Raw genomic sequence first — 21636 nt, 5'->3', positions numbered from 1 at the left:
CCCACTTGTATCCGTATCCCCACACCGTGGTGATGTACGTGGGATTCTGCACGTTGTCCTCGATCTTCAGCCGCAGGCGGCGGATGTTGACATCCACGATCTTCAGCTCACCGAAGTAGTCCCGGCCCCAGACCATATCCAGGATCTCCTCCCGGGAGAGGGCCTTGCCCGGATTTTCCATGAACACCTTCATGATGGAATACTCCACCTGGGTCAGCTTGATTCGCTGGCCGTTCTTCTCCAGCGTCCGGTTGCGGGTGTTCAGCAGGAAGGGATCCTGCCGAATCTCCCCGGTCTGGGGGATCTCCTCTCCGCCGGCCCGGCGGAACAGGGCGTCCACACGGGCGGTAAGCTCTGCCGGGGAGAAGGGCTTGGTCACATAGTCGTCGGCGCCGGTCATCAGTCCCGTCACCTTGTCCATCTCCTGGGAACGGGCGGTGAGCATGATGATACCGATTTTGGTGTTGGTGGCCCGGATGCGGCGGCAGACCTCAAAACCGTCGATCCCCGGCAGCATGATGTCCAGCAGCGCCACCCGGGTATCGGGGTTCTCCTTCAGCTTGTCCAGTGCCTCTTCGCCGGTCTCCGCCTCAATGACGTCGTACCCGGCACGGCGCAGGTTGATGACGATAAAGCTGCGGATGCTGGACTCATCCTCCAGCACCATTACTTTTTTCATTCGGCATACCGTCCTTTCTTCTCTGTCAGCTGTCGCCGGCGGACCACTCCGTGGTGATCAGGCTGAACGCCTCCCGCACCTCGTCTTCCGTCAGGCCGTATTCCCAGCTCCCATTTGCGTCCAGAAGCTCGGCCGTGTAGATGATCTCCGGCAGACGGCGCAGGATGACCCGGCCGCCCCGGGTGGCTCTGGCCTCGCGGCCGGAGCCTGTGAGCTTGGTGATCCGCAGGACATCCTGTGGCGGCTCCCCGCTGTCTCCCCGGTAGGAGAATGTGACCGTGACCTCCTCCGTCCCGGCCGTGCGGGTAATGAGGATCTGATCCTTCCACACGTCCGGCAGGCGCAGGTACCAGCCGTCCTCCACACTGTGGTAGGTGCTCACCACAGCCGCTTTGGTGCCGTCGCTGGTATAGGTATACCAGTCGATCCGCCGGCAGGGGTCCTCACCCACGTTTCCCCAGGCCGGGATCGGCTCGGGATGGGGGACCTCTGTGATACCGTCGCCGTTGATATCCTCCGGGTACAGGGAACTGAAGGGCGCGATCTCCGAAGACACCCCCGTCACGTCGGACAGCAGGATGTTCACCAGTTCTCCATTTTTCACGGTCAGGATGTCAGTGACCATCCAGGCCGACTCCTCCACCCCCGTGACGAACAGGGCCGGCGTACCGTCCTGCAGGACACCGCTCTTCACACGCCCCTGCTGGCTCAGCTCCGCCATGGTGCTGGTGATCCGTGCGGAGGTTCGCAGCTGGAACTCTTCCTCCTGCCAGCAGTAGTAATCCGCAATGCCGTTGCCCTCCTCATCGGCCCGGAGCACCACCAGCTCCCACAGGCCATCCTGATTCAGATCGTTGACCGCATATTTCACATAGCTGGTGCCCTGCACCAGCTCCTCCGGCTCCCCGGACCGCAGGGTGTAGACGGAGAGGGCCAGGAGGTCCGTATTGACCCGCCAGCCCACCAGCAGCTCCTTCCGGCCGTCCTGGTCCAGATCCTCGTAGGCAATGCTGTAAATGCTGGTGCCGGTGCCCTCAATGACGGCAGCCTGCTCATATCCCTGCTTTCCGGCGGTAAAAATATAGATCTTCAGGGGCTTCTCATCCGCGGAGTTGCGGAAGAAGGCCAGCGCCTCCTCCTCGCCGTCTCCGTCCAGATCCTCCAGCTGCACGGGCTGGATGTTGCTGCCGGAGACGGGGGCCGCGTACTCCGCCCCGCTCTCCAGCAGCTGGTTGAGTGAGCTGTTCAGCTCCGTGTACTCCTCCGGCAGCTGCGGCAGGCTGTACAGGTCCGTGGGGGAAAAGGAAAATCCGCAGCCGCTGGCGGACAGAAGCAGAAGCAGGCCGACCGCTGCCGTCAGCATCCGCTGTATTCGCTGTCTCATGGCCTCCTCCTCTCTGCCGGTGGGCTGCCCCCGCCGAAAAACGCATAATTCAACTTATATATGATAGCACGTTTTCTCCCTGATGTGTAGGGGTTGTCAGCATTTTTCCCGCATTTTACGTTCTGTTCATTTTTCCGCCGTCCCCGGTCGGAAGGCCGCGATCAGGGCCAGCTTCCGCCTGCGATCCAGCCGTTTGATGGCGGCCTCCCGCCGCAGGGCCGCAGACCGGTCCGGCACCGCCTCCTGGTAGACCAGCTCCACCGGCAGGCGGCTGCGGGTGTACTTGGCGCCCCGCCCGCTTTGGTGGGCCTGGAGGCGGCGGGGCAGGTCGTTGGTGCAGCCTGTGTACAGTGTGCCGTCCCCGCAGCGCAGGATGTAGACCAGATAGCCCATACCGTCCCTCCTCTGTCCGATGAGACCAGTATACCACAGCCCGCCGCCCCGTCAAAGGGCTTTCCGCATGGGGACTTCCCTGCCCGGCATAGGAATGATGGTACAGGGAGGGATTCTATGTTGTCTGCCGCACTGCTGCTCTTCGCCAACACGCTGCTCTTCTCACTCCGCCTGTCCGGCGGCGGGTCGTTTCCAAAGCCGCTGTCCGCCGCAGAGGAGCGGGAATATCTCCGCCGCTACGCCCAGGGAGATCAGGAGGCCCGGGATGTACTCATCGAGCGGAACCTGCGCCTGGTGGCCCACATCATCAAGAAATACTATACCCAGAGCGCCGATCAGGAGGACCTGATCTCCATCGGCACCATCGGCCTCATCAAGGGCATCTCCAGCTTCGACCCGGAGAAGGGCGCCCGCCTGGCCACCTACGCCGCCCGCTGCATTGAAAACGAAATTCTCATGTACTTCCGCAGCCAGAAAAAGCTCCAGGGAGAAGTCTCTCTGTCGGATTCCATTGAGACAGACAAGGAGGGCAATGCCCTCCAGCTGATGGATGTGGTGGGCGTGGATGACACCATGCTGGACGATATCCACGACCGGGACAGCGCGCTCCGGCTCCACCAGATCATCCGGGAGCGTCTGACCACCCGGGAGGCGGAGATCATTCGCCTGCGGTACGGGCTGGGCGGCACCATCCCCCTGACCCAGAGGGAAATTGCCGCCTCCTTCGGGATTTCCCGGTCCTATGTATCCCGCATCGAAAAGCGGGCGCTGGAAAAGCTGCGCCAGGAGCTGCAGGACGGCCCTGCGCCCCAGCTGGTCCGGCGGAGGCCCCATTCCTCCGGGACGTGACCGCCGGATTTGGAAAACAGAGGGCGTGATGGAAAATTTCCATCACGCCCTTTCTTTGCGCGCTTCCGCGCCTTTCAATAGCGCCGCACCACGGCGGCCACCTTGCCCAATATCTGGGCATAGGTGCCGTCAATGGGGGAATATGCCTCATTCTCCGGCAGCAGCCATACCTGACCGCTTTTCAGAGACAGGCGCTTGACCGTCGCCTCGTCATCGATCAGAGCCACCACAATCTCACCGTGCTGCGCAGTGGGCTGGCTGTGAACCACCACCAGGTCGCCGGGCAGGATGCCTGCGTTCAGCATGGACTCGCCCCGGACCCGCAGGGCAAAATACTCCCCGGGCCGACCGGCGGTATCGAAGGTCAAATAGTCCTCGATACACTCCTCCGCCAGAATGGGGCTGCCGGCCGCCACATTGCCCACCACTGGGACCTGATTTTCAGGCTTAGGAGATTCCCGCAGCGTGATGGCGCGGCCCTTGCCGGCGCCCTTTTCAATGACGCCTGCCTCCTCAAGCCGTTTGAGGTGAAAATGGACTGTGGAGGGTGACTTCAGCCCCACGGCCTCCCCGATCTCCCGCACCGAGGGGGGGTAGCCCTGCTCCCGGATACAGGCGGCAATGTACTCGTAGATTTTCTGCTGCATCTTTGAGAGCTCCCGCATACGTGTCCACCTCCGCTGGATTTCTGGCTGTATTATACCACAACGCCGTAGGAAAAGCAAACATTTGTTCCATCATTTTCAAACTTTTTTGTCGTCTGTCCGTACGCTTCCGCATAGCTTTGATTTGTCTGCTTTTTTGCAAAATCCCCTTGAAATACAGAGAAAACTATGGTATCATTAACATCTGTGAAATCATGATCCATGCGCTGCATGGCTGAAAGTTTTGGAGGTTATCCTGTATGGACGCTTTAACGCTCGTCATCACGATCCTGCAGCTTCTCTGCGGTCTGGCAGTCATTGTCATCGTGCTCTTCCAGTCCGGCAAGAGCGCCGGCCTCTCCGGTGCCATCGGCGGTGTGGCCGACTCCTTCCTGTCCCGCAACAAGGCCAAGACTCTGGACGCCAAGCTGGCCCGCGCCACCAAATGGGTTGGGGCCATCTTCCTGATCCTGACGCTGGTCCTGCTGATCCTGCAGGGCTGATTTCGCGCTGAAAGCGCCCGGTGTGCTGGCACACCGGGCGCTTTTTTATGTGTCGCCGGAGCAGTACAGCACACCGGCCTCCGGTTGGATACCGTTGGCTTCCAGCAGTTCCTGCACCGTCACGAAGCGGTAGCCTTCCCCTTGAAGCGTATCTACAATCTCCAGTGCCGCGTCCACAGAGGTATCGTAGATATCATGGAGCAGGATGATCTGATTGGGGGCCGCATTTTCCAGGACCGCCGCCTTCACCTGGGCTGTATTGAGCTTTTCCCAGTCCCTGGGATCGATGGACCACTTTATCATGGGCACCTGCAGCAGCTCCCGGTCCGCCGCATCCACGGCCCCGTATGGCGGGCGGAGCCAATATGGCCCCCCTCCCAGCAACGCTTCCAGCGTCTCCTCTGTACGGCCTACCTCCCGCTGCAGCGTCTCCCGGGAGACCCCCTGAAGCCGTACATGGTTCCAGGTGTGGCTGCCCACCTGATGGCCCTCTGCCTGCATCCGCCGGACCAGGTCCTCATTGCCTTCGATCTGCTTGCCAATCAGGAAAAAGGTGGCGCTTGCCCCCCGCTCCTGCAGGCCGTCCAGTAGCCGCTCGGTAGTATTCCGGCGTGGGCCGTCGTCAAATGTAATGGCGATCAGCTTGTCCGCCGGGAGCTGGGCATCTGCCCCAGCCTCCGCCACAGGGCCGCCCGGCGCGCAGCCGGACAGCAGTGCCAGGGCAAGGCACAGAAAAAACAGGCGACCTCTCCACATCGCGCCCACACCTCCTCATTCATGCAGCGGTAGTTTGCGCGGCAGCTGAAAATTTACACCCGTTAAAATTTTCTCCTGTTTTTTCATAACGCGAAAAAAGGAAGCGGGCCCCGCCCGCTTCCTTCATCTCATATTCCGTTCGGTGCTCTGCATAGACGGTCAGGAGAACAGGTCAGAAATGGCATCTCCCACCAGGTCCACTGCCAGATCTGACACCACTTCCAGTCCCAGAAGCAGTCCCCCCTCCTTGGCAGCTGAATGGGCTCTCTTTCGCCCGCGTGCTGCGGGCTTCTCCCTCTGCTGAAATTCCGGTTTCTTCTCGAGCTGCGGCGCGTCTCCGTCCCCTGCAGGCTGATTGAAGGCCCCGCACCGGGGGCAGAAGCCGTCTGCATCGCAATCATACCGTTTGCCGCACGAAGCGCAGGAAATCTTCTTCACAGATGTTCCCTCCTTTGCTCTGCTGCCGGGCGCTCACAAGTCCCCGCCGGGCAGCCGTCGACCGTGGGACTGCTCCTTCAGCAGCCGGCCCATGGCCATCTCTGCCTGACGGAGATTTTCTCCCAGTTCCCGCTGGAGCCTCCCTGTCCGCTTCTGCTGTGCCGCAGGGGACTCAGCGGCCGCGGCGGTCCCGCCACTCCGGACCCAGACAGGCTGGTTGAAGGCCCCGCACCGGGGGCAGAAGCCATCCACATCGTAGTCATACCGCTTTCCGCAGTCCTCACAGTGAACCATGCGCATAGAGATCTCCCCCTTCGCTTCCATTGTATCACATCTCCTTCAGGTCCACAAGAACAATCAAAAGCCCTTTGTCACAGGTCCTAGGTTCCCATGACAAAGGGCTTTTTTGATTGCGGGTTCTTACTTCACCAGCTCGATGATAGCGGTCTCCGCGGCATCTCCGCGGCGCACGCCGGTGCGGATCACGCGGGTGTAGCCGCCGTTGCGCTCTGCATAGCTGGGAGCGATCTCCTTGAACAGCTTCTTGCAGACATCCTCGCGGGTGATGAAGCTCATAGCCTGCCGATAAGCGGCCAGGTCGCTCTTCTTGCCGAGGGTAATCATCTTCTCAGCCAGAGGCTTGATCTCCTTGGCGCGGGCAAGAGTGGTCTCCATCTTGCCGTTGTCCAGGAAATCCGTCACCTGCTGACGCAGCATCGCCATGCGCTGGTCAGTGGGCTTGCCAAGTTTCCGAGTTCCGGGCATTTCGGTTTCCTCCTTATCAGGATTTTGGTCAGCCGGGGAACGTCCGCCGGCATTGGAATCAGTTGTTGTTATCTTCGTCGGCCAGATGGAGTCCCATCATCGCCAGCTTGTTGATGACCTCTTCCAGGGACTTGCGGCCCAGGTTGCGGACCTTCATCATCTCGTCCTCCGTCTTGGAAATCAAATCCTCCACGGTGTTGATGTTGGCACGCTTGAGGCAGTTGAAGCTGCGGACGGAGAGATCCAGCTCTTCAATGGTCAGCTCCAGCACCTTGTCCCGCTGGGCCTCCGCCTTCTCCACCACAGTGGGCTTGCTGCCCACGTTCTCAGAGAGGTCGGTGAACAGCGTAAAGTGGTCGCACAGGATCTTCGCACCCAAGGACACGGCGTCCCGGGCAGAGATGGTCCCGTCGGTCCAGACCTCCAGCGTCAGCTTGTCGAAGTCGCTGGAGGCACCCACGCGGGTGGGCTCCACGGTGTAGTTGACCTTATACACGGGGGTGTAGATGGAGTCCACGGCGATGACGCCGATCACGTTCTGCTGCGGCTTGTTGCGGTCCGCAGGCACATAGCCGCGTCCGTGGGACAGGGTGATCTCCATGTTCAGCGTCGCGCCGTTATCCAGCGTGGCAATGTGCATGTCGGGATTCAGGACCTCCACCTCGCCGTCGGCCTTGATATCGCCGGCCTTGACCTCGCAGGGGCCCACCGCCTCGATGTAGACCGTCTTCACCGTCTCGCAGTGGAGCTTGGTGAGCAGGCCCTTCACATTCAGGACGATCTCCGTCACGTCTTCCTTGACACCTGGGATGGTGGAGAACTCATGCTGCACGCCGGCGATCTTGATGGTGGTCGGGGCCGTGCCGGGCAGAGAGGAAAGCATAATGCGGCGAAGCGCATTGCCCAAAGTGGTGCCGTAGCCGCGCTCCAGCGGTTCCACCACATACTTGCCGTATGTGGCGTCCCCCGGCGTCTCGATGCACTCAATCTGGGGCTTTTCAATTTCGATCATGCAGTAGTACCCTCCTTCATCTTCTTGTTGCGAGCACGCATGATTGCGCGCCGCCGGCAGTTCCTATCATTATTGAGGGTATCCTCCGCTTACTTGGAGTACAACTCAACGATGAGGTGCTCCTCGACGGGAACGTCGATGTCCTCCCGGGCGGGCAGACGGGTCACGGTGCCCTTCAGGGCGTTCTTCTCACGCTCCATCCAGGCGGGGATCAGGAACACGGGGGCATCCTGGCCCAGCAGGCGCTTGAAGATCTCAGAGGAGCGGCTGGACTCGGCAACCTCGATCACATCGCCGGCCTTGACCTGATAGGAGGGAATGTCGACCTTCCGGCCGTTGACGGTGAAGTGGGCGTGGCTCACCAGCTGACGGGCCTGACGGCGGGTCATGGCGAAGCCCATGCGGTATACCACGTTGTCCAGACGGCGCTCCACAGCGATCAGCAGGTTGTCGCCGGTCTTGCCGGGGGTCTTGGCGGCCGCCTCGTAATAGGCGTGGAACTGCTTCTCCAGAATGCCATAGATGAACTTGACCTTCTGCTTCTCATTCAGCTGGATGCCATATTCGCTCTTCTTCTTTCTCATCTGGCCGCCGGGGTTGCGATTGGTCTCCTTCTTCGCATAGCCCATCACGGCAGGAGAAATGCCCAGAGCCTTGCAGCGCTTCGCGATCGGCTGCATATTCTTAGCCATTTGCTTGTTACCTCCTCTTCAAATCAGACACGGCGGCGCTTGGGGGGGCGGCAGCCATTGTGGGGGATGGGCGTGACGTCCTTGATCATGGTCACTTCCAGGCCCACGGCCTGCAGCGCCCGGATCGCGGCCTCACGGCCCTGGCCGGGGCCCTTGACGAAGACCTCGACGGTCTTCAGGCCATGCTCCATAGCGGCGCGGGCGGCCGTCTCAGCCGCGGTCTGTGCCGCGAAGGGGGTGGACTTCTTGCTGCCGCGGAAACCGAGGCCGCCGGAGGAAGCCCAGGAGATCGCGTTGCCCTGTGTATCGGTAACAGTTACCATGGTGTTGTTGAACGAAGAGCGGATATGGACCTGGCCCCGCTCAATGTTCTTCCGTTCACGCCGGCGGCGAATGACCTTCTTGCCGGCGGATGCCTTTGCAGTTGCCATCTTGGTTCTCCCTCCTTACTTCTTCTTGTTGGCAATGGTCTTCTTGGGACCTTTGCGGGTCCGCGCATTGGTCTTGCTGCGCTGGCCGCGCACGGGCAGACCCTTGCGGTGGCGAATGCCGCGATAGCAGCCGATCTCGGTCAGCCGCTTGATGTCCAGAGCGGTCTGGCGGCGCAGGTCGCCCTCAACGGTATAGCTGTCGATGGCGTCGCGCAGCTTCTGCTCGTCGGCGTCGGACAGATCCTTCACGCGGGTGTCGGGGTTGACGCCTGTCTGCGCCAGGATGTCCTTGGCGCTCTTTCTGCCAATGCCGTAGATATAAGTGAGGCCGATCTCGATACGCTTATCCTTCGGCAGGTCAATACCGGCAATACGTGCCATACTCTCAAAGCACCTCCAATTAAATGTTAGCCCTGTCTCTGCTTATGCTTGGGGTTCTCGCAAATGACCATGACACGGCCTTTGCGGCGAATGACCTTGCACTTCTCGCACATGGGCTTCACGGACGGTCTTACTTTCATAGTTTTTAACCATTCCTTTCAGCGGTTTGTGTCTTTTCAGCTCAAGTGGCGCTTACTTACTGCGCCAGGTGATCCGGCCGCGGGTCAGGTCATACGGGGACATCTCCACCGTCACCTTGTCGCCGGGCAGAATCCTGATGAAATTCATTCTGAGTTTTCCGGAAATATGTGCCAAAATCTTGTGTCCATTTCCAATGTCTACCTGGAACGTTGTGTTGGGCAGGGCTTCCACCACGACACCCTCCACTTCAATCATGTCGGATTTTGCCAAACGTTATCCCTCCTGGTCCGGATAAACCTCCTCGCGGTAAGCCGCAAGGGTTTTGCGAAGCTCGCTGTTGGTGATCCTGGCTTCGCCTCTGATCTTTTCAGAAAGCCGGTTCTCGTCCGCCGCTACAAACAGCACGTGTCTGCGCTTTTTGCGTTTGGGCGACTCCACCTTCCTGGATTTCCCGTCCGCCAGCAGCAGGTACTCCCCCTCCACCGCGAGAACGATGAAGAGCTTTCCCTGGTCCCGGCCGGCAACGGATCTTACGATGTTGGATGCTGCAATTTCCATGCGTTTCCTCTCAGATGGCGGGGGCCGTCAGGATCTCAGGCTCGCCGTCCGTGATCAGAATGGAATTTTCATAGTGGGCCGCCCATTTGCCGTCCAGCGTCTTGACGGTCCAGCCGTCGCTCATCTGCTGGATGGCCGCCGAACCGGCGTTCACCATGGGTTCGATTGCAAGCGTCATGCCGCGGAGGAGCCTGGGCCCCCGGCCGGGATGGCCGTAATTGGGGATCTCCGGCGACTCGTGCATCTGGGCGCCGACACCGTGGCCGACGTATTCCCGGACGATGGAGTAGCCGTGACTCTCCACGTACTGCTGGATGGCTGCCGAGATATCGAACAGCCGGTAGCCCTCCTTGGCGAACTTGATCCCCTCAAAAAAGCTCTGTCTGGTCACGTCGATCAGATCCTGCGCCTCCGGGGAGATCCTGCCGCAGGGGAAGGTGGCCGCACAGTCGCCGTGGAACCCTCCAATGTACGCTCCCACATCCACACTGACGATATCGCCCTCCTGGAGGACCCGGGGTCCGGGAATTCCGTGGATGATCTCGTCATTGACGCTGATGCAGGCGCTGGCCGGATAGCCGTTGTAATGCAGGAAGGAGGGGACTGCGCCTTGCTTGCGAATGAAATGCTCCACTGCACGGTCGATCTCATGGGTTGTGACGCCGGGCTTTACCAATTCCCCTGCATAAGCACGGGCAGCCGCGGTAATTTTTCCGGCCCGGCGCATCAATTCGATCTCATGGGGGGATTTGAGTGTAATCATACGCTCATCTCCCCAGTGCGTGGAGGATGGCCCGGGAGGTCTCTTCCACAGAGGGTTGATTCTCCACAGGCTTCAGGAGTCCCCGCTGGGCATAGAAGTCCCTCAGCGGCTCGGTCTCCTTATGATAGACCTCGAGCCGCGCCTTGACGGTCTCGGGGGCATCATCTTTCCGCTGGACCAGCTTACCGCCGCACTTGTCGCACACGCCCTCCTGCTTGGGGGGCACAGCTACCATGTGGTAGCTGGCCCCGCAGGATTCGCAGACACGGCGGCCGCTCATCCGCTCCATGATGGTCTCGTCAGAGATCTCAATAGAGATCACGTCGTCAAATGTGATCCCGGCCTTTTCCAGAGCCGCGGCCTGGGCGATGGTGCGGGGCACCCCGTCCAGGATATAGCCGTTCTTGCAGTCATCCTCTGCCAGCCGCTCCGTGACGATGCCGATGATGACGTCGTCCGGCACCAGCTGGCCGGCGTCCATATAGGACTTGGCCTTCAGGCCGGTGGGCGTGCCGTTCTTGATAGCCGCCCGGAGGATGTTGCCTGTGGAAATGGTGGGAATGCTCAGTTCTCTGCACAGGATTTCTGCCTGTGTTCCCTTACCGGCGCCGGGGGCGCCCAACAAAATCAGCTTCATCTCAGTTCAAGTGGAGTTGCTCCATCAGCTTGTCGATCTCGTCAAAGACCAGCTGGGGAGACTTGGCGCGGATCATGAAGTAGGGCCGCCCGGCGGCGTACTTGGCGCAGAAGGCGCCCCGGTCCTGCCGGCGCTCATCGGTGTCCACGATGGGCATTACCAGGCCGTGCTTGCCGCACAGCAGCTGGTTCAGGCCGAAGAAGTTCATCATGGAGTGATAGCTCTGATAGGCGGCTTCGAACTGGCCCATGGGCTTGACCTCGGTCTTGAACCAGCCGTCGATGCAGGGCATGATAGCCAGGTCCATGTTGGTTGGCTCGTAGCACATGGGCATCTCCGGTTCGTCGCCGAAGAACATCTTCACGCCCTCGTCCTGGTCCGCCAGGTCAGAACGCTCGGTGCCCTTGGCCCGCTTGCGGACGTAGATGTTCTTGGAGCCGTACAGGGCGATGCCGGTCTCGTGGTCCATGACCGTGGTCTCCGTGGAGAAGATGGAGGCGCCCCGGCGGCAGCCCTCCAGCTGGGTCATGGACTTACCGTGGTTGTTCTCACCGCCCACCAGCAGGATGCCGTGGCCCCTGTAGACCACGCTGGAGGAGTGGAAGGGGTGTAGCCCCTCCTTATCCATCTGGTTGGCCAGCATGGTGACCATGATCTTGTTCAGCTCACCTTCTTCCCAGAAGCTGGTGAGGATCAGCTGTTCGTTCTCGTAGCGGATGGACTTCACTGCCTCGTCATAGTACCAGATGATATCGGGCTGTTCCTTGGTGACCTCGTGGGAGACCTCCACAGAGCCCAGGCGGTAGTTGAGGAAGGACATGTCCTCCGCCACTGCAGTGCGCTCCGGACCGCCCACCACATCAAAGCGGATTACGGCCTTGTTGCTGCTAATCTGTTCGGAAAATGTGCTCATATCGTCTCTCCTGTTCTGAAAATTGGGTGTCAGTTTAGTAGGGGATCACTTCATGGTGGTGATAGGCCGGGACTGGAGCAGATACACCTGCCCGTCTACGATGGCCCACTCGATATCCTCGGGCTTTTTGTAGAAGGCCTCGATCCTGTTGGCCAGGGTCACCAGTTGGTTGCGCTCGTCATCTGTCAGCACGGGGGCCTCCCGCTGGTCCTCGGGCACCGGGATCTCCTTCGTGCCGCCCCGCTCGTTGAGGCGGACCACCATGGTCTCCTTTTCAGAGATGTACTCCGTGGTGACCTCCCCGGTGTGCTTGTTGATCCACAGATTGTCCGGGGTGACAATGCCAGAGACGATGGCCTCGCCCAGGCCCCAGGCGGCCTCCAGCACCACGGTGTCATAGTCGTTGGTGATGGGGTTGGAGGTGAACATCACGCCAGCCTTCTGGGCACTGACCATGCACTGAACCACCACCGCGATGGAGATGTTCCGCTCGTCAAAGTGCTTTTCGCGGCGGTAGAAGATGGCCCGGTCGTTGTACAGGGAGGCCCAGCACTCCTTGATGTACTTCACCACGTCGTCATTGCCGATGACGAACAGGAAGGTCTCCTGCTGCCCGGCAAAGCTGGCGTCGTCCAGATCCTCGGCGGTACCGCTGGAGCGGACGGCCACCGGCTGGCGGGAGTCGCCAATCTGGCTGTAGAACCGGATGATGTCCTCGGCCATTTCCTGGGGAACGGGGGAGCTGATGATGCGCTCCCGGATCTCGGCCGCGACGGAGATCAAAGATGCGTCGCTGGAGAAGTCGATGGTGTCCAGCTTTTCAAAGACATAGTCCCAGAGGCCGTTGGCCTCCATGAATGCGTTGAACATCTCTGAGCGGACGATGAACCCCTTGGGCACCGGCAGCCCGGCCCGGGACATACGGCAGAGGCTGGCGCCCTTGCCTCCGGCGGCGTGGGCCAGTTCCTCGTCGGGGATTTCGTCAAACCATGCCAAATATGGACTCATGATGCAGGACTTCCTTTCTGTTCCAATTCCCGCCGGATGGCGGGCGTCTTGTTCAGGGAAACCGGCTGCGGCGCTGTATTCAGCGCCGCAGCCGTGTTGCAGCTCCTCAGCTGAGAACTTCCACTACGCCGATGGAGCCGTCTACGCGGATTTTATCGCCGGTCTTGATCAGCTGGGTGGCGCGGCGGGTGCCTACCACACAGGGGACGCCGAACTCCCGGGCCACCACGGCGGGGTGGGACAGAGCGCCGCCGGTGTCGGTGACCAGCGCGGAGATCTTGGAGAAAGAAACCACCCAAGCGGGGTTGGTCATCTTGCACACCAGAATTTCGCCCTCTTTGACAGTATCCAGCTCAGAGGGATCGGACACCAGATGGGCGATGCCCTCCTGGACGCCGGGACAGCCAGGGATGCCCTTGAGGACCGTCTTGCTGATCTCGGTTTTCTCGGCCTTTTCCTTCATCTCGGCTTCGAACTTCTGGGGATAGCCCCACAGGGACTTGTAGGGCTCCTGATAAACCGACCACTCGGTGGCAGTGCCGTACCACTCCTGGGGATGGAGCTTGCGGGCGGCGTCCATCTCGGCCCGGCGGCTCTTGACCAGTTCCCGGACAGGGTAGTTGGAAGTGGCGGTGCAGCGGATCTCATCGTACTTCAGCATGAAGATGTCCTCGGGATCGTCCAGGATGCCGGCCCGGACCAGGGCCTTGCCAATCTGGACAAAGGCTACCCGCAGCCGGGAGTAGATGCCCTGGTCGATGTAGAAGTGGTGGTCCGGCGTGATGGGTGCCATCTTCACGGACAGCTCCAGATAGTGCTTTAGCTGGGCCAACTGCTCGGGATCGCTGACCTTGGCGTACAGATCCTGGATGGCCGCCTGCTGGGAATCCATGCAGGCCTTGTACTCGGCGTTGAAGTCATAGTCGCTGGCTACATAGCCGCGCACCGCCTCATAGGCAGGGGTGGGATCCTCATACCAGGTTTTGTAGATGAACTCGTGGGTGTACATGGCCTTGAAGCCGTACTCCTTGCGGTAAGCGTCCATCATCTCCAGGAACGTCTCACTGCCGGGGACGCTGGCGGCCTTCTCCTTGATTGCGGCGCTGTCTGCTGCGGAGAGGAACAGCTCCTTCAGAGCAGGGACACGGCAGATCTCCTCCTTCATCTCCCACAGGGCCTTCAGGGAGTCCCAGTTGCGGTCGGCGGGGGAGACATTAATCTTGCCGATCAGCACATCGTCGGCGCCGGCTGCCTTGGCGGCGTTGGTGAAGTCCGTAGAGGCCTGGAACTGGGCCAGGTTGATGATCCAGTGGATTCGGAAGGCTTCGGACTTCATATCCAGCATATCTTCCATGTGGATCATGATCTCCGGCAGGGACTTGTGCTCAAAGTCGAAGTCTAGAATGGCGTTCTGCATCTGCTGGAGGCGGGGCACGTACTCCTTCTTCCAACGGTCCATAAAGGTGTCTGCGTAGATGGGCATGACCTTGGTGTAGTAGTCGAACATGGGCCCCACCTTGTCGGCGTCCGTCTCCGGGGGCACTACGGCAGAGTAAACATAGCCGCCGATCTTCTTGGCGATCCAGGCCTTGCCGATGGGGGCACCGAACCGCTGATACATATAAGTACAGTCGGCACCCCAGCGGCCATCGCAGTCCCACCAGCCGCCAATGTCGAAATATAGTGGGGAGATGGGGTTCGGGCAGTGCAAGTCATCGTAGAACCACATCAGGCTCTTCTCGCCCTCGTCCTTCCACTCGATGGGGAAGCGGTCGTCGGTGAATTTTGTTGCGAGAACCTTGGAAGTATCACTCATGATGATTTCTCCTTCTGTCTGATTTAGACTGTTTTTGGAACTGGATAATCGAGGATCGCGCGCCTTGGATCTCTATCAATGCTGCCGCGACGGCAGGACATGGACCGATAATTTTAATCGATTATATTTGCTTAAAAATAAATTAAGAATAGAATTTGTAAAAATTAAAATATTTTTGTTTAATTCACAGATTAATTAACAAAAAAGTTGATTTATCTTTAAAAAGATGATATGCTGCGAAATAGAAAAGAGATAACATATATGTTCGAAAAATTAAATAATCGATTATTTATCATAGGCTCATTTTAATCAGAACCCCCAAAAAAGTCAAGGAAAAACCGTCAGATTCTTGTCAAAATACTTAACAAAAAGGGGCGTTAAATTTTATGCAATTAAGAGAAATGACTCTGGAAGTGGACACCCACACCCATACGATCCTATCCGGACACGCTTGGTCCACTCTGCGGGAAAACTGCTGTGCCGCAAGAGGGCGGGGCATGAAAGGCCTGTGTTTGACCGAGCATGCGTCGGGGATAGAGGGCGGCGCGCCTTCCTTTATTCCACACAGCCAGCGGATGCTGCCTCAGGAGGTGGAGGGGATCCGGGTGTATCAGGGGATCGAGGTCAATATCCTCGACCATCAGAACCACTTGGACATTCCAGAGGAGTATCTGAAGCTGTGCGAATTTGTCATTGCCAGCATTCACTCCCACATGTTCCCGGAGAAGATGGATCGAGCAGCCAACACCGCCACCTATTTGGAGATTTTGAAGAATCCCTATGTGGACATCATCGGCCATGCGGATGACCCCAGCGTCCCCTGTGACTTTGAGGCCATTGTGCAGGAGGCTCAGCACCAGGGAAAGCTGCTGGAGTTGAACAACAACTCCACCACGGCCCACCGGCCCGGCAGCCTACCCTCTTTAAAGCAATACATCCTGTGCTGCAAGGCCCACAGCCAGCGGGTCTGCGTGGCCAGTGATGCCCATTTCGACACCATGGTGGGCAATGTGGCGCCGATCATGGCGCTGCTGGACGAGCTGGAGTTCCCACAACAGCTCATCGTGAACCTACGGCAGGAGACCTTTGAAGCCTATCTGCGGGAGCGGGAAGCCCGCATCGGCGGCAGATGAGGGAACCGTCAAATCCATTGACAAATTCCTCAAAGCGGGATACAATAAAACAAAATAATAATCGATTATTAAAATAATAAAAATCGATTTTATAGAAGGATAGGGAGAAAGAGGGGGGCGGAGCCATGCCTGCAGGACAGAGGAAGAGCACCATGCGGCGGGAGATCCGGACGTACATCCAGAGACAGATCGCCCAGGGCGTGTACCGGCCGGGAGATCGGATTGTGGAGACCCAGCTGGCCCGGGAGATGAATGTTTCCCAGGCGCCGGTGCGGGAGGCTCTGCTGGAGCTGGCTGCCATGGGCCTGGTGGAGGAACGGCCCTATTCCGGCACCTTCGTCCGCCACCTGAAGGCAAGCGACATTGAAGACATCTACAATACCCGGGCCTTTTTGGACGAGTATGCGGCCCGCCAGGCGGCCCGTCTAGCCACGCAGGAGCAGCTGGACGCCATGGAGGTCCTGCTGAAAAAGATGGATCAGGCCGAGGATGATGCCTCCTTTGCAGAGATGGACATCGCGTTTCACGGCATGATCGTGGACGCCGCTGACAGTCCATCCCTGAAGCGGGCGTGGGACAATCTGCGCCTGGTGGAGTGGACCAGCGTGTCAGTGGCAGTAACCCAGGAGTCGTTGCCGGAACTGGCGGAACAGCACTGGCAGATTTTCCGCACTCTGCGCAGCCATGCGGAGCAGGAGGCGGGCGCCTATATGTTTTTGCATATCAAACACTTTGGAGAGGAACTGAAACGCTATGTGACAGAGACGGAACAGGCGGAGGCCGTTCCGCAGGAAAGAGAGGAGAGGAGACTTTCATGATGCAGGAAGGCCGTGACTGGGACCGTCTGGTGATTAACCGGAAGGATACCACAGGAGAAGAGCGGGTCATCGGCCATACACAGATCCGAAAGGGCGGCATCGCCAAGGTCACCGGCACTGCCCAGTATGGCTCGGATGTGGATTTGCCCGGGCAGCTGTATGCCGCAGTAGCCCGCAGTCCTTATCCCCACGCCCGCATTTTACAGATTAACACGCAGGAGGCCGCCGCGCTGTCCGGCGTCCGGGCAGTGATCACCGGCGCGGACTGCCCCACGCTGTTCGGCTCCTTCATTGCGGACCAGCCCATCGTGGCCCGGGAGAAGGTCCGCTACCAGGGGGAGCCGGTGGCCGCCGTGGCGGCTGACACCCAGGAAATCGCACGGGAGGCCGCAAGGCTGATCCAGGTGGAGTATGAGCAGTTACCAGTGGTCAATGACCTGGAGACCTCTATGAAAAATGAGGTGCTGGTCCATGAGGACTGGAGCCAGTACGACTGCTCCAGTGCCTGCTTCCCGGTGCAGGGCACCAACATCGGGGACCAGTACCACCTGAAAAAGGGAGATGTGGAGGCTGGCTTCGCCCAGGCGGACGAGATCGTGGAGAGCGACTTCACCTGCGGGATGCTGCAGCACACCACCATTGAAACCCATACTGCCACCGCGCAGGCGGATCCCATCTCTGGGGAGATCCACATCTGGGTGCCCGCTCAGTCCCCCTTCAGCAACCGGGGGTTGATCGCCAAGACCTTTCATGTGCCCATGGAGAAGGTGCGCCTTACGGTCACGGAGATCGGCGGTGGCTTCGGCGGCAAGTATGAAGCCAAGTGCGAGCCCATTGCTGTGGCCCTCTCCCTGAAGGCCAAGGGCCGTCCGGTGAAGCTGACCTACGGCCGGGACGAAGAATTTGCCGCAACTGTGTGCCGCTCCCCGGTCCACATCCACATGAAGACCGGCGTGAAGCGGGACGGTACACTCACTGCCCAAAAGGTGGAGATTCAGTGGGATGCCGGCGCCTATGTCACCACCAATCCCCGGGTGGACTACAACGCAGGCTTTGCCGCCAACGGCCCCTACAAGATCCCTAACGCCCAGGTGGATGCCTATGTATACATGACCAATAAGACCCTGGGAACCGCCTATCGTGGCTTTGGCGTCACGGAGGTGGCCACTGCCCACGAGCGGCAGATGGACCGGATCGCCGAGAAGTTGGGGATAGATCCCCTGGAGCTGCGCCTGAAAAACGTGCTGCAAAACGGAGATGTAGGCATCACCGGCGAGATCATGCAGACCATGGCGGTGAAGGAGTGTCTGGAGACCGCCGCAGCCAACATCGGCTGGAAGGATCTGCCGGACCGCTGGACGGACGAGGAGGGAAACCTCTGCGGTAAGGGCATCGCCTGCTTCAACAAGCTCACCGGTACCCCCTCCACCACCTCGGTTCTGGTGAAGATGAACGAGAACGGCTCCCTGTACATCATGTCCGCCAGCACAGAGATGGGCCAGGGCGTCACCACCACACTGCCCCAGATTGCGGCGGAAACCCTGGGTATGGCTCTGGAGAAGATCTCCATGGCACCGGTGGATACCGCCATTACTCCCTATGATAAGACCACCACGTCCTCTCGCTCCACCTTCCACTCCGGCAATGCGGTGCTGGAGGCCTGCGAGGACATCAAAAAACAGCTGTGCCGCTTGGCGGCCATCAAGTTCGGCGTGGCACCGGAGGATGTAACCTACACCGCCGACGGCTATATCCAGGGTCGGTCCCGACCGGAACAGCGCATCCACATCAACGATGTGGGGACTTCCGGTATCCTCCACGAGCAGCCGCCGGTGGTGGCGGTAGGCCGGTATGGCACCTCTGACATCTTCGATCCCCCGCCGGTGGACGGCCGGCAGTCCAAGCGGCCCACGGTCATGTGGATGCACGGCGCCCAGGCCGCTGTCGTGGCGGTGAACCCCAAGACGGGCCGGGTCCACGTGAAGAAGGTGGGGGCCGCCCACGATGTGGGCAAGGCCATCAACCCCACCGGCTGCCTCCAGCAGATCGAGGGCTCCATCATCATGGGACTGGGCCACGCGCTGATGGAGGAGATGATCTACGAGGACGGCAAGCTCCGCAACGGCAACATGGTGGACTACAAGGTCCCCACCTTCATGGACTCCGACGTGGAGATGAAGATCACCCTGGTGGAGCAGGCCCATCCGGAGGGCCCATACGGCGTCAAGGGCATCGGCGAGCCGGGCCTGGCGCCCACGGCTGCGGCCATCGTGAACGCGGTGTGCCACGCTTGCCGCACGGATTTCACCTCCATCCCCATCAAGCCGGAACACATTTTGTTCAGAAAGGAGCGCGGCCATGCTTCCGAAGTTTGAACTCTATATGCCGGACACCATGGAGGAGGCCTGCCGCCTGAAAGCGGAGGGCGCCGAGGTGGTGGCCGGCGGCACGGATGTGTTTGTCAATATGCACGGGGGAAAGGACCGCTCCGGCAAGGTGGTGGACATCAAGAACATTCCCACCCTGCAGGGACATACCTTTGACGAGGCACAGGGGCTGGATCTGGGCTCCCTGACCACCCATCGGGAGATCGAGCTGTGGGATGTGATCAAGAAGCACTATCGGGCCATGTTCGAGGGCTGCTCCCGGGTGGGCTCTGTCCAGATCCGCACCCGGGGGACGCTGGGGGGCAACATCTGCAACGGCGCGCCCTCGGCGGACAGCATCGGCCCCATGCTGGTCCACGATGCCCGGGTAGTGGCTGCTGGCCCTGCTGGAGAGCGGGAGATCCCCCTCCACAATTTCTACCTGGGCTTGAAAAAGCTGGATTTGCGGCCGGATGAGCTGCTGGCCCGTATCCGGATTCCTGCGCCGCCCGCCCACTCCGGCAGTTTTTACATCAAGTACACTCGCCGGGACGCCATGGATCTGGCGCTGCTGGGCGTCTCTACCTATGTGGAGCTGACAGGCGACACCCTGAAAACTGTGCGGATCGCCCTGACTACCGCCGCACCCACGCCTATTCGGGCCTTTGAAACGGAGCGGCTCCTGACGGGCAGACCCGCTGTGGAGGGGACCTTCCTGGCAGCGGGCAAGGCCGTGCTGCAGGAGAGCCATCCCCGGTCCAGCTGGCGCTCCAGCGCGGAATTCCGCCTGGCGCTGCTGGAAGAGTTGACGGCCCAGGCCCTGCGGCAGGCCGCAGCCGTGGCAAAGGAGGCGTGAGAGATGCAACAGATCACCATTCATGTGACCGTCAATGATGAGGCATACATCCGCACGGTGCCTGTGAACATGACCCTGCTCCAATTCCTGCGGGAGGAGCTGCACCTGACCGGCACCAAGGAGGGATGCGATGAGGGAGAGTGCGGCGCCTGCACCGTGCTGGTGGACGGCCACCCTATGAATTCCTGCCTGGTGCTGGTGGCAGAACTGGACGGCAAGCACGTTTTGACCGTGGAGGGCCTGGCCCGGGACGGCCGCCTGCATCCCCTGCAGGAGGCGTTCCTGGAGGTGGGGGCTGTCCAGTGTGGCTACTGCACGCCGGGGATGCTCCTTTCTGGCATCGCGCTGCTGAACCTGTACCCCCATCCCACCCGGGAGCAAATCCGCAAGGAGATGGAGGGCAATATCTGTCGGTGCACCGGCTACGCCCGCATCGCGGACGCCATCCAGCTGGCGGCGGAGCGTATCAACGGAAAGGCCTGAGCGCTATGGCGGTGGATGTGGCACGGTATTTCTACAAGGGCGGCCTCAACTGCGCGGAATCCACCCTGCGGTGCCTCATTGAGGACGGGGTCATCGCCCCACCTCCGGAGGTTGTGCGGATGATGACCGGCTTTGGTGGCGGGATGCAGCGGGGAACCACCTGCGGCGCTGTGGTGGCTGCGGTGGCGGCCATCGGCTGGGCCACTGGCCGGACAGAGCCAGGACAGTCCCGGGAGCCGTCCGCGGCCGCGGTCCGGGAGTTCCTTCGGCGGTTTGAGGAGACCTTCGGCAGCCTGACCTGTCGGGAGCTCCAGGCGGTCTATGTAAAGGAACACGCCCTGAAATCTGAGGGGATGTATCGCAGCTGCACCGCGTTTGTAGAAAAAGCAGTGGAGCTGGCGCAGGACATCCTTGGACGGGCATCGCTGGCATAAGAAAACACCGCGGCAGTACAACTGCCGCGGTGTTTTCAGCGCCGCACTTGACAAATTCGCCCAAAATCGATATTGTAAGTAAAAATAACGCCAGAAATGTTCACGGATTTGGTGAGATGAGAAGGGATATCCATGAAAGAGAAAGAGGCTAGACGAAAGCCCGCGAAGGAGACCTTACGGACCAATATCAAGGATTATATCCAAAAACAGATCGCAGCGGGCGTGTACCGTCCTGGGGACCGAATTGTGGAGACGCAGCTGGCCCGGGAGATGAATGTCTCCCAGGCACCGGTGCGGGAGGCTATCCTGGAGATGGTCGCCTTGGGGATGCTGGAAGAACGGCCGTACTCAGGCCATTTTGTGCGGGCTCTGGGGCCGAAGGAGATTGAGGATATCTATCAGACCCGTGCCGTCGTGGAGGAATATGCTGCCCAACGTGCGGCAGACAGGGCCACGGAGGATCAGCTGGCGGAGATGAAACGACTCCTTCAGGAGATGGACGCCAAACGGGATTTGGACCGGTTTGTTCATCAGGATATGGAATTCCACAACTTGGTGATGGACGCAGCTGAGAGCGCCGCCCTCAAGCGGGCGTGGTCCATGTTGCGGATGGCAGAGTGGACCTATATCGCGGCTGCCATTACGAAATCCTCGCTGGAGGAAATGATTCAACAGCACTGGACGATCTTCCGCTATTTAGAGGCCCGGCAGGCCCACAGCGCCGGGGCGTATATGTATCTGCACATCAAGGGCTTTGGAGAAGAGGTCAGCCAGCACTTTGCC

Annotated in this window: 29 protein-coding genes; 9 read left to right on the top strand and 20 right to left on the bottom strand. The window is 60.0% G+C overall.

The features are described from left to right. The 3 genes from HMPREF1546_RS06315 to HMPREF1546_RS06305 all read right to left on the bottom strand — a co-directional run. Window positions 1-679, bottom strand: a 679-nt coding sequence (locus HMPREF1546_RS06315; RefSeq protein WP_021751783.1) for a response regulator transcription factor, incomplete at its 3' end; no start/stop codon positions are given. Window positions 680-704: 25 nt separating this feature from the next. Beyond that, window positions 705-2063, bottom strand: coding sequence for a VCBS repeat-containing protein (locus tag HMPREF1546_RS06310; RefSeq protein ID WP_021749630.1), 1359 nt, complete (start codon window positions 2061-2063; stop codon window positions 705-707). Between the two features lie 126 nt (window positions 2064-2189). Then, on the bottom strand, window positions 2190-2456 hold the full coding sequence (locus HMPREF1546_RS06305; RefSeq protein WP_021749631.1) for a GIY-YIG nuclease family protein: 267 nt from the start codon (window positions 2454-2456) through the stop codon (window positions 2190-2192). Between the two features lie 117 nt (window positions 2457-2573). On the opposite strand from HMPREF1546_RS06305, the gene sigK reads away from it, so the two are divergent. Continuing rightward, window positions 2574-3305, top strand: a complete 732-nt coding sequence (gene sigK, locus HMPREF1546_RS06300; RefSeq protein ID WP_021749632.1) for an RNA polymerase sporulation sigma factor SigK — start codon at window positions 2574-2576, stop codon at window positions 3303-3305. Window positions 3306-3379: 74 nt separating this feature from the next. Here sigK and lexA read toward each other — a convergent pair whose 3' ends face one another. Then, on the bottom strand, window positions 3380-3970 hold the full coding sequence (lexA, locus tag HMPREF1546_RS06295) for a transcriptional repressor LexA (protein WP_021749633.1): 591 nt from the start codon (window positions 3968-3970) through the stop codon (window positions 3380-3382). A gap of 239 nt (window positions 3971-4209) precedes the next feature. Here lexA and secG point away from each other — a divergent pair, with 239 nt between their 5' ends. Further along, complete coding sequence (gene secG / locus HMPREF1546_RS06290) at window positions 4210-4452, top strand: preprotein translocase subunit SecG (RefSeq protein WP_021749635.1); 243 nt, start codon at window positions 4210-4212, stop codon at window positions 4450-4452. A gap of 45 nt (window positions 4453-4497) precedes the next feature. Here the strand turns inward: secG and HMPREF1546_RS06285 are convergent, their stop codons facing one another. The 16 genes from HMPREF1546_RS06285 to HMPREF1546_RS06215 all read right to left on the bottom strand — a co-directional run bounded on the left by HMPREF1546_RS06285 (window position 4498) and on the right by HMPREF1546_RS06215 (window position 14763). Beyond that, window positions 4498-5208: a polysaccharide deacetylase family protein gene (locus HMPREF1546_RS06285; protein WP_021749636.1), complete on the bottom strand. Its 711-nt coding sequence runs from the start codon at window positions 5206-5208 to the stop codon at window positions 4498-4500. A 159-nt stretch (window positions 5209-5367) separates the two neighbouring features. Beyond that, window positions 5368-5646, bottom strand: a complete 279-nt coding sequence (locus HMPREF1546_RS06280; RefSeq protein ID WP_021749637.1) for a hypothetical protein — start codon at window positions 5644-5646, stop codon at window positions 5368-5370. A gap of 33 nt (window positions 5647-5679) precedes the next feature. Next, window positions 5680-5970, bottom strand: coding sequence for a hypothetical protein (locus HMPREF1546_RS06275; RefSeq protein ID WP_021749638.1), 291 nt, complete (start codon window positions 5968-5970; stop codon window positions 5680-5682). 96 nt (window positions 5971-6066) lie between these two features. After that, window positions 6067-6411, bottom strand: coding sequence for a 50S ribosomal protein L17 (gene rplQ, locus HMPREF1546_RS06270; RefSeq protein WP_021749639.1), 345 nt, complete (start codon window positions 6409-6411; stop codon window positions 6067-6069). A 58-nt stretch (window positions 6412-6469) separates the two neighbouring features. Further along, window positions 6470-7423, bottom strand: a complete 954-nt coding sequence (locus tag HMPREF1546_RS06265) for a DNA-directed RNA polymerase subunit alpha (RefSeq protein WP_021749640.1) — start codon at window positions 7421-7423, stop codon at window positions 6470-6472. An 89-nt stretch (window positions 7424-7512) separates the two neighbouring features. Continuing rightward, window positions 7513-8115, bottom strand: coding sequence for a 30S ribosomal protein S4 (rpsD, locus tag HMPREF1546_RS06260; protein WP_021749641.1), 603 nt, complete (start codon window positions 8113-8115; stop codon window positions 7513-7515). A gap of 23 nt (window positions 8116-8138) precedes the next feature. After that, on the bottom strand, window positions 8139-8546 hold the full coding sequence (gene rpsK, locus HMPREF1546_RS06255) for a 30S ribosomal protein S11 (RefSeq protein ID WP_021749642.1): 408 nt from the start codon (window positions 8544-8546) through the stop codon (window positions 8139-8141). A gap of 15 nt (window positions 8547-8561) precedes the next feature. Next, complete coding sequence (gene rpsM, locus HMPREF1546_RS06250; protein ID WP_021749643.1) at window positions 8562-8927, bottom strand: 30S ribosomal protein S13; 366 nt, start codon at window positions 8925-8927, stop codon at window positions 8562-8564. A 26-nt stretch (window positions 8928-8953) separates the two neighbouring features. Further along, a complete protein-coding gene (gene rpmJ, locus HMPREF1546_RS18185) occupies window positions 8954-9067 on the bottom strand; it encodes a 50S ribosomal protein L36 (RefSeq protein WP_014116882.1) in 114 nt (37 codons plus the stop codon). Between the two features lie 52 nt (window positions 9068-9119). Next, entirely contained in the window at window positions 9120-9338 is a 219-nt protein-coding gene (infA, locus tag HMPREF1546_RS06245; RefSeq protein ID WP_025544561.1) for a translation initiation factor IF-1, read from the bottom strand. Window positions 9339-9341: 3 nt separating this feature from the next. Continuing rightward, window positions 9342-9626 (bottom strand): KOW domain-containing RNA-binding protein, encoded by a 285-nt coding sequence (locus tag HMPREF1546_RS06240; protein ID WP_021749645.1) that lies wholly within the window; start codon window positions 9624-9626, stop codon window positions 9342-9344. Between the two features lie 10 nt (window positions 9627-9636). Further along, a complete protein-coding gene (map, locus tag HMPREF1546_RS06235; protein ID WP_021749646.1) occupies window positions 9637-10389 on the bottom strand; it encodes a type I methionyl aminopeptidase in 753 nt (250 codons plus the stop codon). 4 nt (window positions 10390-10393) lie between these two features. After that, window positions 10394-11026: an adenylate kinase gene (locus HMPREF1546_RS06230; protein ID WP_021751782.1), complete on the bottom strand. Its 633-nt coding sequence runs from the start codon at window positions 11024-11026 to the stop codon at window positions 10394-10396. Between the two features lies 1 nt (window position 11027). Next, window positions 11028-11939 (bottom strand): hypothetical protein, encoded by a 912-nt coding sequence (locus tag HMPREF1546_RS06225; RefSeq protein WP_021747603.1) that lies wholly within the window; start codon window positions 11937-11939, stop codon window positions 11028-11030. 45 nt (window positions 11940-11984) lie between these two features. Then, entirely contained in the window at window positions 11985-12947 is a 963-nt protein-coding gene (locus HMPREF1546_RS06220; protein ID WP_021747602.1) for a PEP/pyruvate-binding domain-containing protein, read from the bottom strand. A 106-nt stretch (window positions 12948-13053) separates the two neighbouring features. Then, a complete protein-coding gene (locus HMPREF1546_RS06215) occupies window positions 13054-14763 on the bottom strand; it encodes a PEP-utilizing enzyme (protein WP_021747601.1) in 1710 nt (569 codons plus the stop codon). A 386-nt stretch (window positions 14764-15149) separates the two neighbouring features. Here HMPREF1546_RS06215 and HMPREF1546_RS06210 point away from each other — a divergent pair, with 386 nt between their 5' ends. From HMPREF1546_RS06210 to HMPREF1546_RS18730, 7 genes are all read left to right on the top strand, one after another. Then, window positions 15150-15896, top strand: a complete 747-nt coding sequence (locus tag HMPREF1546_RS06210) for a PHP domain-containing protein (protein WP_083490969.1) — start codon at window positions 15150-15152, stop codon at window positions 15894-15896. A gap of 152 nt (window positions 15897-16048) precedes the next feature. Beyond that, window positions 16049-16714: a GntR family transcriptional regulator gene (locus HMPREF1546_RS06205; protein WP_051319965.1), complete on the top strand. Its 666-nt coding sequence runs from the start codon at window positions 16049-16051 to the stop codon at window positions 16712-16714. Continuing rightward, window positions 16711-19089, top strand: coding sequence for a xanthine dehydrogenase family protein molybdopterin-binding subunit (locus HMPREF1546_RS06200; RefSeq protein ID WP_021747597.1), 2379 nt, complete (start codon window positions 16711-16713; stop codon window positions 19087-19089). The genes HMPREF1546_RS06205 and HMPREF1546_RS06200 overlap by 4 nt, the downstream gene beginning before the upstream one ends. Then, window positions 19073-19936 (top strand): xanthine dehydrogenase family protein subunit M, encoded by an 864-nt coding sequence (locus HMPREF1546_RS06195; protein WP_021747596.1) that lies wholly within the window; start codon window positions 19073-19075, stop codon window positions 19934-19936. Before HMPREF1546_RS06200 ends, HMPREF1546_RS06195 begins: the two co-directional genes overlap by 17 nt. Before the next feature lie 3 nt (window positions 19937-19939). Beyond that, window positions 19940-20419 carry a (2Fe-2S)-binding protein gene (locus tag HMPREF1546_RS06190; RefSeq protein WP_021747595.1) on the top strand — a complete coding sequence of 160 codons (480 nt, stop codon included), beginning with the start codon at window positions 19940-19942 and terminating at the stop codon, window positions 20417-20419. 17 nt (window positions 20420-20436) lie between these two features. Further along, window positions 20437-20853 (top strand): C-GCAxxG-C-C family protein, encoded by a 417-nt coding sequence (locus HMPREF1546_RS06185; protein WP_198145319.1) that lies wholly within the window; start codon window positions 20437-20439, stop codon window positions 20851-20853. A 132-nt stretch (window positions 20854-20985) separates the two neighbouring features. Beyond that, on the top strand, window positions 20986-21636 hold a 651-nt coding region (locus tag HMPREF1546_RS18730), incomplete at its 3' end, for a GntR family transcriptional regulator (RefSeq protein WP_021751781.1).

Origin of the sequence: Oscillibacter sp. KLE 1745 (assembly GCF_000469445.2) — a bacterium.
Classification (GTDB): Bacteria; Bacillota; Clostridia; order Oscillospirales; family Oscillospiraceae; genus Oscillibacter; species Oscillibacter welbionis.
This window is presented reverse-complemented; position numbering and strand designations above follow the sequence as displayed.